At 60.4% G+C, this 14,878-nt stretch carries 13 protein-coding genes and 1 pseudogene; 11 read left to right on the top strand and 3 right to left on the bottom strand.

What is annotated here, in order from left to right; translation table 11 throughout:
* Positions 1-10: 10 nt before the first annotated feature.
* Both LQ220_RS20060 and LQ220_RS20055 read right to left on the bottom strand, forming a co-directional pair.
* Positions 11-850, bottom strand: a complete 840-nt coding sequence (locus LQ220_RS20060; RefSeq protein WP_230189904.1) for a GIY-YIG nuclease family protein — start codon at positions 848-850, stop codon at positions 11-13.
* Complete coding sequence (locus LQ220_RS20055; RefSeq protein ID WP_230189903.1) at positions 847-1,884, bottom strand: tyrosine-type recombinase/integrase; 1,038 nt, start codon at positions 1,882-1,884, stop codon at positions 847-849. Before LQ220_RS20055 ends, LQ220_RS20060 begins: the two co-directional genes overlap by 4 nt.
* 688 nt (positions 1,885-2,572) lie before the next feature.
* Here LQ220_RS20055 and istA (LQ220_RS20050) point away from each other — a divergent pair.
* The 3 genes and pseudogenes from istA (LQ220_RS20050) to LQ220_RS20040 form a co-directional block, all read left to right on the top strand.
* Positions 2,573-4,075: an IS21 family transposase gene (gene istA, locus LQ220_RS20050; protein WP_230189902.1), complete on the top strand. Its 1,503-nt coding sequence runs from the start codon at positions 2,573-2,575 to the stop codon at positions 4,073-4,075.
* Positions 4,072-4,917 carry an IS21-like element helper ATPase IstB gene (gene istB, locus LQ220_RS20045; protein ID WP_230189901.1) on the top strand — a complete coding sequence of 282 codons (846 nt, stop codon included), beginning with the start codon at positions 4,072-4,074 and terminating at the stop codon, positions 4,915-4,917. The genes istA (LQ220_RS20050) and istB (LQ220_RS20045) overlap by 4 nt, the downstream gene beginning before the upstream one ends.
* Before the next feature lie 80 nt (positions 4,918-4,997).
* A pseudogene (locus LQ220_RS20040) lies at positions 4,998-5,363 on the top strand (HEPN/Toprim-associated domain-containing protein); the annotation flags it as partial.
* A gap of 562 nt (positions 5,364-5,925) precedes the next feature.
* Here the strand turns inward: LQ220_RS20040 and LQ220_RS20035 are convergent.
* On the bottom strand, positions 5,926-7,314 hold the full coding sequence (locus tag LQ220_RS20035) for a PIN domain-containing protein (protein ID WP_230189926.1): 1,389 nt from the start codon (positions 7,312-7,314) through the stop codon (positions 5,926-5,928).
* A 531-nt stretch (positions 7,315-7,845) separates the two neighbouring features.
* On the opposite strand from LQ220_RS20035, the gene LQ220_RS20030 reads away from it, so the two are divergent.
* The 8 genes from LQ220_RS20030 to istB (LQ220_RS19995) all read left to right on the top strand — a co-directional run bounded on the left by LQ220_RS20030 (position 7,846) and on the right by istB (LQ220_RS19995) (position 14,868).
* Entirely contained in the window at positions 7,846-9,861 is a 2,016-nt protein-coding gene (locus tag LQ220_RS20030; RefSeq protein ID WP_230189900.1) for a hypothetical protein, read from the top strand.
* A gap of 264 nt (positions 9,862-10,125) precedes the next feature.
* Positions 10,126-10,320, top strand: a complete 195-nt coding sequence (locus LQ220_RS20025) for a helix-turn-helix domain-containing protein (protein ID WP_230189899.1) — start codon at positions 10,126-10,128, stop codon at positions 10,318-10,320.
* Between the two features lie 95 nt (positions 10,321-10,415).
* The gene (locus LQ220_RS20020; protein ID WP_230189898.1) at positions 10,416-10,979 is read left to right on the top strand and encodes a BrxE family protein; all 564 of its coding nucleotides are present in this window, start codon (positions 10,416-10,418) and stop codon (positions 10,977-10,979) included.
* On the top strand, positions 10,976-11,761 hold the full coding sequence (locus LQ220_RS20015) for a BrxA family protein (RefSeq protein WP_230189897.1): 786 nt from the start codon (positions 10,976-10,978) through the stop codon (positions 11,759-11,761). The genes LQ220_RS20020 and LQ220_RS20015 overlap by 4 nt, the downstream gene beginning before the upstream one ends.
* Positions 11,758-12,333, top strand: coding sequence for a BREX protein BrxB domain-containing protein (locus LQ220_RS20010; RefSeq protein WP_230189896.1), 576 nt, complete (start codon positions 11,758-11,760; stop codon positions 12,331-12,333). Before LQ220_RS20015 ends, LQ220_RS20010 begins: the two co-directional genes overlap by 4 nt.
* A 13-nt stretch (positions 12,334-12,346) precedes the next feature.
* Complete coding sequence (locus tag LQ220_RS20005) at positions 12,347-12,484, top strand: hypothetical protein (protein WP_230189895.1); 138 nt, start codon at positions 12,347-12,349, stop codon at positions 12,482-12,484.
* A gap of 94 nt (positions 12,485-12,578) precedes the next feature.
* A complete protein-coding gene (istA, locus tag LQ220_RS20000; RefSeq protein ID WP_032490240.1) occupies positions 12,579-14,099 on the top strand; it encodes an IS21-like element ISRsp3 family transposase in 1,521 nt (506 codons plus the stop codon).
* Positions 14,089-14,868, top strand: coding sequence for an IS21-like element ISRsp3 family helper ATPase IstB (gene istB / locus LQ220_RS19995; RefSeq protein WP_006955904.1), 780 nt, complete (start codon positions 14,089-14,091; stop codon positions 14,866-14,868). The genes istA (LQ220_RS20000) and istB (LQ220_RS19995) overlap by 11 nt, the downstream gene beginning before the upstream one ends.
* Positions 14,869-14,878 lie beyond the last annotated feature (10 nt).

Below are 14,878 nucleotides of genomic sequence, written 5' to 3'. Positions count from 1 at the left end.
CAAACCGATATCAGTTTCGGTTGAGGCCCATCTCGCGGCTCTGCAGCTTGCGCTTCCACAGCTGCTCGACGGCGATGATCTCAGCGGCGCTTAGCGCGGATCCGCTGACCTCGAGGATGCTCACCTGATAGTCGCTCGGATCGCTGCTCTTGAGCCCGATGTTGCCGCCGTGGCCATCGGCCGCATAGTTGAGCCAGCGGGCATGGAATCCGCCCTCGCCGGTCGCTGAGCCCACATATTGCTCCCGCGTCTTCAGAGAAGAGAGGAGGTAGATCCCGCGGGCTGCGCGCAGGGCGGCGATCCAGCCCACCGGCATCGTCTCCACCTCGGAGACGAGTGCTATGAAATGCGTGTAGCCCGGAAACGCCTCTTCCCTGAACACGCGGGTGAGTTCGACGATTTCCTTGTTCTGGCGGTCGGCACGCTGCACCCAACTTCTCGTCCCCGCGCCCCATCCGATCGACAGGCGGCCGATGTAATCGGCCAGCCTGTCGGTCAGGAAGGTTTCGTAGCGATCGAGGCTGTCCTTGGTGAGGTCGGTGCCGGGTCGATCGAAAAGCGGATCGATCCAGCTGCTGTCGACCATGCTCACGCGCTCGGCCGAATAGAGCCCCGCGAAGAGGGTCGTGCCGCTGGGCGGCACTACGAAGCTCGCCCAAAGCGGAGCGGCGAGGTTCGGGCGGTTCGCGCTGGTCTGCACACACTGGTACTCTTCGAACGCCGGCAGGCGATCGCGCCACAAGGCATAGGGCGTCCGTCCGCTCGGAGCCTTGGTCTGGTGGCGTAGGAGGCGGACCTGGGCAGGTTCGCAACCTGCTTTGATGAGAAGGTCGGTGAAGGCGAGGATCACAGGAAGCGCTCTCCGGCGTGGTTGTTGAAGCGATCGGCGTCGCGGACATATTCGGACAGGATCTGCACGGTCTTGTGCCGGCTGACTTCCTGCAGCTTGAAGATCGTCGCGCCCTGGCCGGCGCCCTCGGTCAGGAAGCCTGATCGTAGCGAATGACCCGAGAACTCGCCGGGGTCATATCCCGCCGCCGCCGCATAGCGCTTGACGAGACGCGCGACGGCCTTGTCCGACATAGGGTCGTCGGTGAGCTGGTCGCTGCGCGTGAGCCGCCTGAAGAGCGGACCGCTCGTATGGCCGGCCGCGGCCATCCATTCGAGCAGCAAAGCCTTCGGCCGGATCCTCGTTCCTTCCGGAATGGCGATGGTCGCGCCTTCGCGGTCCTGATCGGTCTTGGACCGGGCGATCAGGATCTCGAGACCCTTGGGAACGAGGCCGACATGGCCCAACTCGAGGGCGACGAGCTCGGAGCGCCGAAGCGCGGCCGCCATGCCGATCGCGAGCAGCGCCCGGTCGCGGACCGCGCGTAAGCCGTCGCCTTGCACCTCGGCCAGCATGTTGCGCAGAGCAGCGGCGTCCGCCGGCCGCTTCTTGACCTTTCGCGTGCCCTTCTCCGCGCGGATGCCTGCCATGACCTCGGCGAGTCCGCCGGCGTCGGGCTGGGCGGTCGGCGCGGGATAGCCGCTCGCGCGGTGGTAGTGACCTATGGCGGCCACGCGCCGCACGATCGTCGAGGGGTTGAGACCGGCATCGGCCTGGTCCGCCGCGAAGGTCGCGACCTGGCCGGGCGATGCCGGCAGCGGCGTCAGCGCCAACTCCGCGCACCATTGCGCGAAGATCACCCAGTCGGAGGCATAGGCTTTGCGGGTCGCGGCCGATCTCGCGGCCTTCGCGTAGGCGGTGGCGCGCTCGATCTTCCGATCGAGGATGTCGGGCAGGCTCGGCTCGGACGGCACGACCACGGGCAGGTTCGATGCGGGTCGTTCGCCGGCGTCGTAATGATCGGGATTCGGGTCGTGCAAGGTCGGTGTCGCCATCGGGATATGCCAATATTGCGCTTGTGCCACCCTTCCCGGTCGAGCGCCAGTCATGTCCGATAAGAAACATTATCGGACATGACGGCGCATCCCCCGCGCGACCGATTGTCGAGTTCACTGAATTAGTGGAATGTGCATTCGGCTGCCGCTGCACAGCTGGTTTTGGACGCCGGTTGACCGGACCTTGGATAGCAATTCACTGGAATATGGAACTTGATCGGTGAAGCCGGCCGATAAGGTCACGGGCCTCAGATCTGATTTCAGCTCAGCATTTGAGCGGACGTTTAGCCCGATGGGCGTCACCTCCGCCTCAATCCATCTCAATTCACAAGATGACGAGTGCACTCGGTGGCAGCGCTGCTACCATGGTGCGATGAAATGCGGTGCACGGTGGTGCACGATTAGCAGGGGGCTCTGGTATTTTGCGTGGCTGATGAGCGCGATGTATATGTCGACGATGTCGTCGTCGGCGACCTCGGGTATATGTGGGAAAGCTGCTGTGCTGCGCGACAATCAGGATGAGAGAGCAGCGTCAATCAAGATGAGAATCGGGGTCTGCTGATCCGGTGTAGGGCGTAGCCCGGAGCCGGATCAGCAGACCCCGATAGCGCCCTTCTGGAGGGCGTTTCTGATGGTAGCGGCCGGTCAGGTACGCTGGGGCATAACTTCGCGAGAAGGGATGTCACAGATGCCGGGCCGCCACGTCAACGATCATCAGATGAGGCTCTATATGAAGCTCCGACAGACCCATGCCGCGTCGATCGCGGCCGCCAAAGCCGGTATCAGCACAGCGACCGCATACCGCATCGAGGGAGATCCTCGACTTCCATCTCAGCGGCAGGCGCAGCGGGAGCGGCGGCGCCCCGATCCCCTGGCGGGCATATTTGAAGAAGAAGTCGTGCCCTTGCTCCAGGCAGCGCCTGGCGTTCGGACGGTTGCCATTTTCGAGGAGATGCGGCGTCGGCATCCCGACCTCGATGCGGGCATCCGGCGGACATTGGAACGGCGTGTCCGAGCGTGGCGGGCCATCCATGGCCCTGAACAGGAAGTAATCTTCCGCCAGGTGCATGAGCCGGGTCGGCTCGGCCTTTCAGACTTCACCGAGATGACGGATGAGGATGTAACGGTCGCTGGCGTGCCGCTCGAACATCGCCTTTACCATTTCCGGCTGATGTGGTCGGGCTTTGAGCATGCCCATGTCATTCTGGGCGGCGAGAGCTACGTTGCCCTCGCCGAGGGGCTGCAAAACGCATTGTGGGCCGTTGGCGGTGCCCCGGTCGAGCATCGCAGCGACAGCCTGTCGGCCGCGTTCCGCAACCTGGATGCCGATTCCCGGCGGGATCTGACGCTGCGCTATGACGCTCTGTGCGAACATTATGGCATGACGCCCACACGCAATAACCGCGGCATTGCCCATGAGAATGGCGGGATCGAGAGTCCGCACGGGCATTTGAAAGCTGCGATAAAGGACGCGCTGTTAATGCGCGGATCACGCGATTTTGACGATCTGGCGAGCTACCGGCACTTCATCGACGAGGTTGTCAGCCGCAAAAACCGGCGTAACGGCCCCCGCATCGATGCCGAGCGTGCGGCATTGCAGCCACTGCCTGGGGCTCGCACCAGCGATTATGAGGAGACGATCGTCACGGTCACATCGACCAGCAGCTTCACCCTTCGCAAGGTGTTCTACACCGTGCCTTCGCGACTGATCGGACACCGGCTGCGTGTTCGGCTTTATGACGACCGGCTCGATCTCTTTATTGGCGGCACGCACTTGATGACGTTGCCGCGGGGACGGTCCTTCAACAACGGTGCCCATGGCCATGTGGTCGATTACCGACACATCATACATAGCCTGCGGCGCAAACCGATGGCGCTCCTGAAGCTGGTATATCGCAATCAGCTGTTCCCGCGTGAAGCCTATCGGCAGATCTTCGAACGGCTCATTGCCGCCTTGCCCGAACGGGTCGCTTGCCGGCATATGGTCGAGTTGTTGGCCATGGCCCATGAGAGGGCCTGTGAGGCCGAACTTGCCGAACTGCTAACGACCGACATGGCCGCCGACCGCCTGCCTGACATGGCTGCTCTACGTACACGCTTTGCGCCTGATCCGGCCGCGCTTCCCCACGTTGTTGTGGAACTGGTCCCGCTTGCCACATACGATGTTCTCATGGCGGGAGAAGCCGCATGAGCCGGAACGCACCCACTATCGATGCCCAGCGGCTCAGCCTCATCCTGAACGATTTACGCCTGCCGGCGATCAAACTGGTCTGGTCCGACTTCACCACCCGAGCCGACAAGGAAGGCTGGCCGGGCGCCCGTCTGCTCGCGGCGCTCGCCGAGCATGAGATCGCCGAACGGGACCGCCGCAGGATCGAAAGGCATCTGGGCGAAGCCCGCCTGCCACCGGGCAAGACCCTCGACAGCTTCGCCTTCGACGCGGTGCCGATGATCTCGCGCGCCCAGGTCACGGCTCTGTGCTCCGGCGATGGCTGGCTCGAGAAAGGGGCCAACCTCATCCTCTTCGGTCCGCCGGGCGGAGGAAAAACCCATCTGGCAGCCGCAATTGGCCTGGCGCTGATCGAAAATGGCTGGCGGGTCCTGTTCGCCCGTACCTCTGATCTGGTTCAGAAACTTCAGGTCGCCCGTCGCGAACTGGCGCTCGAGGCTGCGATCGCCAAGCTCGACAAATATCATCTGCTGGTCCTCGATGATCTTGCATATGTGACCAAGGATCAGGCCGAAACCTCTGTCCTGTTCGAGTTGATCAGCGCACGATATGAACGACGATCCACGCTCATCACCGCAAACCAGCCCTTCGGTGAATGGAACCGGGTCTTCCCAGATCCCGCCATGACACTCGCCGCCGTCGACCGCCTCGTTCATCACGCGACCATCTTCGAAATGAACGTCGAAAGCTATCGTCGGCGCTCGGCTCTCCAGCGTCAATCTCGTGCAGGCAGACCACCGACCTTTGCGACAATCAAGTCCAGTGGAGAACTGTCGCACAGCGACAATCAAACCCCTGAATAGCGCTTGCCAGCGTCAATCAAAAAAGGCACCACATGAACGCCGCGACAATCAGTTCTCATCCTGATTGACGCCAGCCTCTCATCCAGATCGCCGCGCTATACTGCTGTGAACTGCTGTTTAGCGAGTTCGATCTGCAGCATCGTCCGCGCCGCACCGTCCACGCCGTCGTTCGTCGGCATATGGACCCGCTGTACGACGAGGTAAGGCCGGACTTCTGGTATCTCTATGCGCCGGCCGCCAACGTGCGAAAGCGGCTCGAGATCCAGGGTTATACCGCCCAGCTCTGCCGGAAGCTGTGGGAGCACGGCTACCGGGAACACCTTGAGAGCATCGAGCGAATGGCACTGACCTATGAGGAGCATGGCCTCACAGAGGAGTTGGCCGCCTGTCGCTCATGGACCTATGACAGCTGGCAAGAAGACTATTTTCGATCAGCGAGTACCCGATCGATCGACGCGTTGCTCGGACCCTCGGGCATGTTGCGCTATGAGATCAGCGACCCATTTGCCTGCTTGGCGATCCAGATTGACGCGCTTCAGCCGCAAGCTGTTTGGATGGACTTGACCGACCTCTACGAGGGCGAGTTCGACGCCAGCGTCTCACTCACGACCAATCTCGCCAAGCGTTACTCCGACGACCGTGAAGAGGACGGTCCGATCGGGAAGATCCTGATCCTGACCGAGGGCAAGTCGGACTCGAAGCTTCTAGCAGCCGCGCTCGCAGCCCTCTACCCAGAGTTTTGCGACATCTACGACTTCGTCGATTTCGAAGGGTTTAAAATCGAGGGCGGCGCTTCACCGCTGGCGCGTATGGTAAAGGCGTTTGCCGGCGTGAAACAACAGATTCGCATCCTCGCCGTGTTCGACAACGACGCAGCAGGCCACGAGGCCATGATGTCACTGTCCCGGGTACAATTTCCCCGCAACATCCGCTTGATGACATTGCCGGACATACCGTTTGCCCGTCGTTATCCGACAATTGGGCCCGAGGGGTTACGGCCGATGGATGTCAATGGCTCCGCCTGCTCGATTGAACTGTTCCTGGGCAAAGAGGCATTGGTGATCGCCGACCGGGCACTGAGCCCGGTTCGCTGGTCACAATGGAATGCGCGCGCCGAGCGCTACCAAGGCGAGTTGGACCGGAAGGACGCGGTCGCGACCAAATTCTTGGAACTTCTGCAGAGCGGCGACAGCCCGCGGCGCCTCCGAAAGCGCTTCCCCGAAATGCATCAGTTGCTCCAATCAATCTTCCGGGCGTTCGCGCCAGCGACGTAGGATCCCGATGGTCGGCTTCCGGCGCGGTTTTCGTATCGAGCCGGATTTTCCCTGGTAGGGCGCCAGGACACGCGCCGTTGAGGTATCGAACCAAACCCACGTGTCCGAGTAGCCGAATGCGCAGCCTTCCCCACTCGAAATCGGTCCATGGACCCAGCTTGCCGAGGCCGACCTCCTTCTCCGTTCGTTGGGCGGCCGCGAGCGCCTGCTCCCACACGGTGTCGAGGTTCTCCCCTGCCTTGTAGGGCGCGCGCGAATACTCGGCTCCAGGTACGACTTTGTGCCTGCCGTCCTCGATCGCGATGCGCAAGTTGCAGTGCCGGTTGTACCAGATCTGCCGCCACAGCAGATCCAGCGCCTCCACGATCTCGGAGAGGCGACGCGGCTCTTCCTCGTACTCGAACTCGGCTTGAAGCTCATCCAGCCACTCCGGCGCCTGCTCGTTCAGCAGCGCGTTCAGATTGAGCGAATAGATCGACCGATCACCGGTAAACAGGTCGGCCAGGTCAGGGTGCGGCCGACGCTCGTCCCCAATGGCCGCGCTGAAGTCGTGCTTGTTGTGCGTCACGAACGCGAACACGTCCCTACCGCCGCTTTCGTCCTCGGCCAACGCTCGGGCGTACAGCTCGATCAGGATCGCGTCGCCCATGCTGTTCTTCGGCTTGTGGAACGGAGCCCGCTTATCGACCGCCCGCTGCGCAGCCGCCAGCATGGTCGTGTCGTCCGTCTCTATGATCTCAGCTCCAGCGAACAGCGCCTCGATCCTGCCGATGGCGTCGTTCACGGCCTCTCCGAGGATGGCGATGCGGTGATCGACGTCGCTGAGTTGCTGCAGGATCTCGTCCCGGCCGTCATCGCGCCCGAACTGCTTTAGAGCGTCCTTCACCCGACGGAACGTGCTGGCGAGGCTCTGCCCGCTCTCCTTGATGATCCGCTCTTTGTTGCGGGCGAACTCGTCGATAACTTGCCGCGGGACGATGAAATGGATGACGTCCGCCTTGACCAACTCCTCGAGCGCGCTGAGCGTCGGACGTTGCCGATAGTCCTTTGCAACATCGAGCCAGACGCTAGTGTCAATCAGCAAACGCAGCTTGCACGAATCAAGCTCTTTGCCCACCTTCATCACATCTGACATTCCGCTTCCTTGATTTCGGCTATCCGAAGATCGATCGCCATATTGCTTCGATCCAGTCCTATAGCAGCAAGAAGATCGCTCAAGAGGTCAGTAGGACGACTTCAGGCATGCGGGTCGCTTGAGGAAGTGCTCGCGAGCGACCGCGATGCGCTCGCGCCAGTTCCCCATCACCGATGAAGGCCCACGACGTTGTACCACGTTGTTCCGGATGGCTTGACGAGCGCTAAGTTGCATGTCAGACGACATTTGGAACAACGGGGAACAACAATGTCAAAAATCTACACCGCGTCGAAGTCGCGTGCCCAGGGAAGGCCTGGATGGGTCGTCAGCTTCCGCCACCCACTCCGCAAGGACTCCCGGGGGCGTCCAGGCTTAAAGATGCGCCGAGGTCTTGGGACGGTTGACGCCGACGAAGCGGACGGTCTCGTAGAGCAGTTGAACTCAATCCTTAGCGATCAGTCATGGTGGAATGCCACTCGCCGTGCTGAGGCCGAGCGCCGCTTCGCGCCAAGCGTAGTCATGGCCTTCTTCGACGAGCTGCAGGCCGGTCAGCCAGATCCATGGGCCGCCCGGCAGGCTCACATTGCGCTTCCTGATCGCGAGGCTGGCTATGCGCGCGTCCTTTTCGTCGGCACTACCGGCGCAGGCAAGACGACGCTGCTACGCCACCTCATTGGTTCGGATCACGAGAAGGACCGCTTCCCGTCGACATCCACCGCCAAGACGACGGTCTCCGGCATCGAGATCGTTCTCGATGAAGGTAACTTCGATGCCGTCGTGACGTTCTCATCGGAACATGAAGTGCTGGCCAACATCGAAGAATGCGTCGCCGACTCGTGTGTGGCGGTGTTCGAGAAGAAGAGGGATGCGGACATTGCAGACAGGCTTCTGAACCATCGCGACCAGCGCTTTCGACTTGGGTACACGCTCGGCAGCTTCTCCAGCGCTGCGCCCATCTCCGTCGTCGAAGACGATTTCAGCTTCGACGATCCCATTGAGGACGTGGCCATGGACGTCGCGGAGGACGATGTTCCGGTGGACGAACGCGCAGCAAACGCTGAGCGCCTTCGCTTGTACGTCAAGCGTTTGCGCGACCTGCATGCCATCGTTGTAGCGAAGGTTTCGGCGGACCTTTCTGAGAACATCGATCAGCTCACCGGAGCCGACCGCGACTCCGCCCAAGAGCTGTTCGAGGGCGAGCTCTGGGAGGTTGAGGAGTTCGGGAACATCGTCCAGGATGTGCTTGCAGACGTGCGGTCCCGTTTCGAGTTTCTCGTTGAGGGCGAGCTAACGCGGAATCGAGCGGGATGGCCGGAGCATTGGACGATGACGAGCGACAATCGGGACGCTTTCATCCGCGCCGTTCGGTGGTTCGCTAGCAATTACGCTCCGCAGTTCGGCCGGCTGCTTACGCCTCTGGTGAACGGGATACGTGTGCGGGGGCCGCTTTACCCGACGTTCATCGAAGACAAGCCCAAGCTCGTGCTGCTGGATGGTCAGGGCCTTGGCCACACGCCGGAGTCTTCCTCTAGTGTGACAACCCAGATCACGCGGCGGTTCAGCGACGTCGACGTTGTCTTGCTGGTGGACAATGCCCAGCAGCCGATGCAGGCGGCACCACTGTCGGTCCTCCGTTCGCTGGCGACCAGCGGCCACCAGCAGAAGCTCGCAATCGCGTTTACTCACTTCGACAGTGTGAAGGGAGCAAACCTGCCTGACTTCCAGTCCAAGAAGGCCCACGTGATGGCGTCGGTGACGAACGGCCTCAGCAACCTGCGCGACGCCCTCGGCGGCGCCTCAATCGTCCGCGCTATGGAGCAGACGATCGCTAAGCGTTGCTTCATGCTGGGCGGGCTCGACCGACGGAGCAAGGATTTAAAGGGCTTCCAGGGCGAATTGCGTCGGTTGATCGAGCATTGCGAGCGGGCCGTCGAACCGCCTGCCGCACCTGCCGCGCACCCAATCTACCACTACGACGGCCTCCCGCTGGCCGTTCAGGCGGCGACACGCGCCTTTCAGCGGCCGTGGCTCGCCCGTCTCGGCTTGGCGTCCCACGACTCCGTGTCGAAGGAGCACTGGACCAGGATCAAAGCGCTCAACCGGCGCATCGCAGGAGAGTTGAGTGATGAGTATGACAACCTGCGTCCTGTGGCGGAGCTTGTCGCACGCCTGACAGAGGAAGTCTCGCGCTTCCTGTCCAACCCTGCAAGCTGGGAGCCACTCATCCCGGAGGAGGCTGAGGCTGAGGCCGCGCTCGACCTCGTGCGGCAGGTCGTCCACACTCGCTTCCACTCTCTCGCAGCCCGCAGGCTCGTGCAGGAGCAGATCGAAACATGGCGCTCTGCCTTCGAGCTTTCGGGCAAAGGCTCCACGTTCGAGCGGGCTCAAGAGATCCGCGACATCTACGAGGATGCGGCCCCGATACCAAATGCTGTCATGACCGATGTCTCCGCTGAGTTCATGGCGGAGATCCGCCGTATTGTGTCGGAGGCCGTCGAGCAGCAGCGGTCCTCTGCCGAAGCGACTGCCGCCTGATTGGCGTTGGGCAGTAAGATAGGCGGCTGCTGACTGGGCGTCATGGCGCCGCCGACGCGCTCCAACCGCCGGCTGAGCCGTAGATTTTGCGGATCATCGCACATCTCCTGGGAGCCGCCACCGTTTCGTAAGGGAGGTGAGCTTAGGCTTTCCTCTAACTCCCCATGAGGGTTGCTGACCGCTCGTTCGCAAGCCTAAAAAATCGTTGGCTATCTTTGGCGAAGGCTGGCAATGATTGTCGTCTTTTACACCTCGGAGCGGTCAATGACGGATGAGATTCTGACCCTCCCAGAGATGGCCCTATTGCTGAAGGTCGCCGAGAAGACCGTCTATACAATGGCTCAGAAAAATGAACTCCCTGCCTTCAAGGTGGGCGGGCAGTGGCGTTTTCAGCGCGCTGACATCGATCGTTGGATCGAAGAAAAGAAGGCGAATTCCCGCAAAGAGGGAAAGAGCTGAAATGGTCCAAACGTGCTTGAGCCAGACCCTTCTTTCTCAGGAGACGGTTCAAATGTCTTGCTCGCGCGGGTCGCATTGAGGGTGGTTGAAGAAATATGAATGCAGAGATCGATTTTGATCGACTGTTGAAATTGCGATTGGTCGTCGCCCGAATTGGTGAGATGGATCTCGCCAGATGGTGGAATACCCGCGGCCAGCTAGGGCGCCTTGGGGCTGCCACGATTCGGCGAGGGTTTCCCCGCACCCATTATTTTGCGCAGGCTCGCTCCGTATTCGCGGTCGCAGCATTTCGCTGCCGTGAAGTCTTCAATCCGCCACATAGTGTCACCCTCTGGCAACTTCCCGAAGCAGTAGAGGAAGAATTCGAGGCGCATTGGGAACGGTGGCTCGACAACGCAGACGAATGGAAGCCATTTTTTCTGGAACTGGAGACGTTGAAAGAAACTGAGCTGAAGACAGCGATCCAGTCATTCAACTTAATCACAGACGAAGAGTCCGAGTTGTTCTCGCGATTAAGGCGCTCGGCAGAAGGCCGCGCAGTGCCTTTGCCTGGGCCGTTCACCAGCACAAATCAGAACGTCGCATCGCTTGCGCTCGGATTCGCGCGTGGGGAGCCAGGCGCACTGGCCGTCCCATACGCGCGTCTGGACAACGCATGAAACCGCCGGCCCGATCCCACATTGCTTCGTCGTTCACCCTCATCAAGGGAGCAATGATCGACGAGACGTATGCGGTCTTTGCCGCATGGGATTTTGGGTTGTCAAAAAAGGAGAATCTCGAACGCCTGAGGCGCGAAAATTTCATTGGCGTTCGCACCGCTGCTCGGCTGCGAGATTTTATCTTTGTGCTGAATCGGCGGTTCGACCCAAATGATCGCGATCGCGCGCTTGTCCTATTGGCCCGAAGCGGCTGCCCCATTGAAGAATGGAAGCCAATTCTTCTGTGGCACATGACGCGGGACGAATTTTTGCTTCGAGATTTCCTCGTGAACTGGCTCTTCCCGACTTATACATCGGGCGCCTATCGCGTCCGCCCCGAAGATCTCTACGAACATATCCGCAGTGTCCGGCTTCGAGGTGGCAAGATTGAACACGTCTGGAGCGAGACCACGCTGAATCGCGTTGCCGCCGCTCTGCTCAAAATAGCGGTCGATTTTGGGCTGCTCCGCGGGAGTGTTGTCAAAGAATTTTCTGGCTACCACCTCCCTGAGCGGAGCTTCCTCTATTTCATCTATGCGCTTCGGGAGCAGACGCAAAGCCCACGCAAAGTTCTCGGCTCGGAAGACTGGCGGATGTTCCTGATGTTGCCCTCGGATGTAGAGCGGGAGCTCCTTCGCCTTCATCAGTATCGGAAGGTGGACTACCAGATCGCCGGCAGCATCATCCAACTCACGCTGCCCTGCGCCAATGCCTGCGAGTATGCGGAAAGGATGGTGGCATGAGCGATCTCATACACCGGATCAAGACGAGCCTCGAACCCATACTTGAGCTGGCTGACCCGCGTGAGCGCATAAGCGCTTACCACGATATGCCTTACGCGCTCTGCCGCTACGAACCCGACGAGGAATTCGAGTTACGCAAACAAATCACCCTGCTTGAGACCCGGCTCAAGCAGAAGGGAAAGCGCGTAAGCCGCATATCGTTGGCGCAGTGCCTGGATGAGGCAATGCAATCTCAAAGACCACTCGATGATTGGTTCGCAGCGGAACGCGAGCAGGGCACGGACACGATCGTCGAGACCGTGCATTCGGTCCTTTCGGAATACGCGCCCTTGGTTGACCTGGTGGCTGCGCGGATGCCTGACGATCCCGACCCGCTCCGCGACGTCGTCTTCATCATGCGGACGGGCGCCTTGTTCCCTGTCTACCGCACATTCTCGTTGCTGGAGCAGCTGAAGGGACGGGTCACCGTGCCAACGGTCTTGTTCTACCCAGGCGATCTGGACGGCGCTGCTGGGCTCCGATTCATGGGCGTGCTCGCTGCCGAGCATAACTATCGCCCGAAAATCTTTTGACGGGATTGCAGTGATGGCCAACGAACCGATCAAAAGTCTCTTTGCGAACGACATCCATCGTCGGATTGAAGAAGTCATCAAGGTCGACCAGACCAGCGACGATATTCTGCGCGACGAGATCAACGAGTACGTGGTTGTTGAGTTGCACTGAGAAGTGACCCGGGAGGGTTATAAGTTTTCACTGAGAATTGACCCATGTTTTCCTCGCCCCTGGCTGACAGTCAGGAGGCATCGGAGTGATCGACATGGACCTACTCAGTGTGATCCGCCGCTGGCATTTTCGGCAAGGCATCCCCATTCGCGAGATCCGGCGGCGGACTGGATTATCGCGCAACACGATCCGCAAATATCTGCGCGATGACGCGGTGGAGCCGACGTTCAAGGTTCCCAAACGGCCGAGCAAGCTTGATCAGTTTGCAGAAAAACTGACGACGTGGCTGCGGGTGGAATCTGGCAAGTCGCGCAAACAGAAGCGAACAGCCAAGCAGCTACATGCAGATCTGGTTAAGCTGGGCTACGAGGGATCATACAGCCGTGTTGCCGCCTTCGCCCGCTCGTGGAAGACCGAACGCCAATATGAAAAGCAAACCAGTGGGCGCGGCACATTCGTACCGCTGATCTTCCAGCCCGGTGAGGCCTTTCAGTTCGATTGGAGTGAAGATTACGCCCTTCTGAATGGCCGGCCTACCAAGCTGCAGGTGGCCCATACCAAGCTCTCCCACAGTCGGGCGTTCATCACGCGAGCCTATCTGCTGCAAACGCACGAGATGTTGTTCGACGCACTGACGCAGGCCTTCCGGGTGCTGGGCGGCGTGCCTCAGCGTGGAATATTCGACAATATGAAGACGGCTGTAGACCGGATCGGCCAGGGCAAAGTCCGACAGGTCAATGCGCGGTTCGCTGCCATGGCCAGCCACTACCTGTTCGAAACGGATTTTTGCAATCCGGCCTCAGGCTGGGAGAAAGGTCAGGTCGAGAAAAACGTTCAGGATGCGCGTCGACGGTTATGGCAGCCAATGCCCAACTTCCCAGATCTTGATGCCCTCAATGCCTGGTTGGAAGAGCGGTGCATCGCACAATGGGGAGAAATCCAGCATGGCGTCCTCCCCGGCACAGTTGCCGATGTGCACGCCGTTGAGATTATCAGCCTGATGCCGATGGGGCGGGCCTTCGATGGCTTTGTCGAACATACCAAGCGCGTGTCGCCGACCTGCCTGATCGCGTTCGAGCGCAATCGCTATAGCGTTCCTGCATCCTTTGCGAACCGGCCAGTGAGCCTGCGGGTCTATCCTGATCGGTTGGTCATCGCGGCCGAGGGGCAAATCTTGTGCGAGCACAACCGGATTATCGACCGTTCTCACCAGAAGCCGGGGCAGACGATCTATGACTGGCGGCACTATCTGGCAGTTGTTCAGCGCAAGCCTGGCGCTTTGCGCAATGGGGCGCCATTCCTCGAAATGCCCGAAGCCTTCCGGCAACTGCAGGGGCATCTGCTCAAGCGGCTCGGTGGTGACAGGGAGATGGTCGAAATCCTCGCCCTTGTTCTACAGCATAACGAACAGGCTGTGCTCAGCGCCGTCGAACTGGCCCTCGAAGCTGGGGTGCCGACCAAAACCCACATCCTCAATGTTCTGCACCGCCTGATCGATGGCAAGGCTCCACCGGCATCCCCAATCGATGCCCCGCAGGCCCTGCGCCTCGCCCAGGAGCCTGTTGCCGATGTCGAACGCTACGACACGCTGAGGGCGTTACGCCATGCGTCATGATCCGGCCAGCGCCGCTGTGGTTGTCATGCTACGTGGCCTCAAAATGTATGGCATGGCGCAAGCCGCTGGTGATCTGATCGAGCAGGGCGCGCCAGCCTTTGATGCTGCCGTTCCGATCCTCTCACAGCTTCTCAAGGCGGAGATGTCCGAGCGGGAGGTCAGGTCCATTGCTTACCAGATCAAGGCAGCCCGGTTCCCGGCCTACAAGGATCTGGCAGGCTTCGACTTTGCCGTCAGTGAGGTCAACGAGGCGCTCGTGCGTCAACTTCACCGTGGTGACTTTATGGATAGCGCCGACAACGTCGTACTGATCGGCGGACCAGGCACCGGCAAAAGCCACATCGCGACGGCTTTGGGCGTCCAGGCGGTTGAGCATCACCGCAAAAAGATCCGCTTCTTCTCCACCGTCGATCTGGTCAATGCGTTGGAGCAGGAAAAGGCCGCAAACAGAGCGGGCCAGTTGGCCGAGCGTCTGTTGCGCCTCGACCTCGTCATCCTTGATGAGCTGGGATATCTACCCTTCAGCCCTTCAGGCGGGGCCATGCTGTTCCATCTGCTCAGCAAACTCTATGAGCGGACCAGCGTTGTTATCACCACCAACCTGAGCTTCAGCGAGTGGTCCAGTATCTTTGGCGATGCCAAAATGACCACCGCCCTGCTGGATCGCCTCACGCATCATTGCCATATCCTTGAAACCGGCAATGACAGCTTCCGCTTCAGAGCCAGTTCCGCCGCCCCAAAATCCAGAAAGGACAAATCACCCGCTTGACCCTGCTCGT

Source organism: Sphingobium sp. CECT 9361 (genome assembly GCF_918741285.1).
GTDB lineage: Bacteria > Pseudomonadota > Alphaproteobacteria > Sphingomonadales > Sphingomonadaceae > Sphingobium.
This window is presented reverse-complemented; position numbering and strand designations above follow the sequence as displayed.

Bases quoted from the DNA above. Each gene is read 5' to 3' on its own strand.
- LQ220_RS20010 (WP_230189896.1), top strand. From the start codon at position 11,758: ATGAGCGATCTCATACACCGGATCAAGACGAGCCTCGAACCCATACTT.
- LQ220_RS20020 (WP_230189898.1), top strand. From the start codon at position 10,416: ATGAATGCAGAGATCGATTTTGATCGACTGTTGAAATTGCGATTGGTC.
- istB (WP_006955904.1), top strand. From the start codon at position 14,089: ATGCGTCATGATCCGGCCAGCGCCGCTGTGGTTGTCATGCTACGTGGC.
- istA (WP_032490240.1), top strand. From the start codon at position 12,579: ATGGACCTACTCAGTGTGATCCGCCGCTGGCATTTTCGGCAAGGCATC.
- LQ220_RS20035 (WP_230189926.1), bottom strand. From the start codon at position 7,314: ATGAAGGTGGGCAAAGAGCTTGATTCGTGCAAGCTGCGTTTGCTGATT.
- LQ220_RS20055 (WP_230189903.1), bottom strand. From the start codon at position 1,884: ATGGCGACACCGACCTTGCACGACCCGAATCCCGATCATTACGACGCC.
- LQ220_RS20030 (WP_230189900.1), top strand. From the start codon at position 7,846: ATGGCCTTCTTCGACGAGCTGCAGGCCGGTCAGCCAGATCCATGGGCC.
- istB (WP_230189901.1), top strand. From the start codon at position 4,072: ATGAGCCGGAACGCACCCACTATCGATGCCCAGCGGCTCAGCCTCATC.
- LQ220_RS20015 (WP_230189897.1), top strand. From the start codon at position 10,976: ATGAAACCGCCGGCCCGATCCCACATTGCTTCGTCGTTCACCCTCATC.
- LQ220_RS20005 (WP_230189895.1), top strand. From the start codon at position 12,347: ATGGCCAACGAACCGATCAAAAGTCTCTTTGCGAACGACATCCATCGT.
- LQ220_RS20025 (WP_230189899.1), top strand. From the start codon at position 10,126: ATGACGGATGAGATTCTGACCCTCCCAGAGATGGCCCTATTGCTGAAG.
- istA (WP_230189902.1), top strand. From the start codon at position 2,573: ATGCCGGGCCGCCACGTCAACGATCATCAGATGAGGCTCTATATGAAG.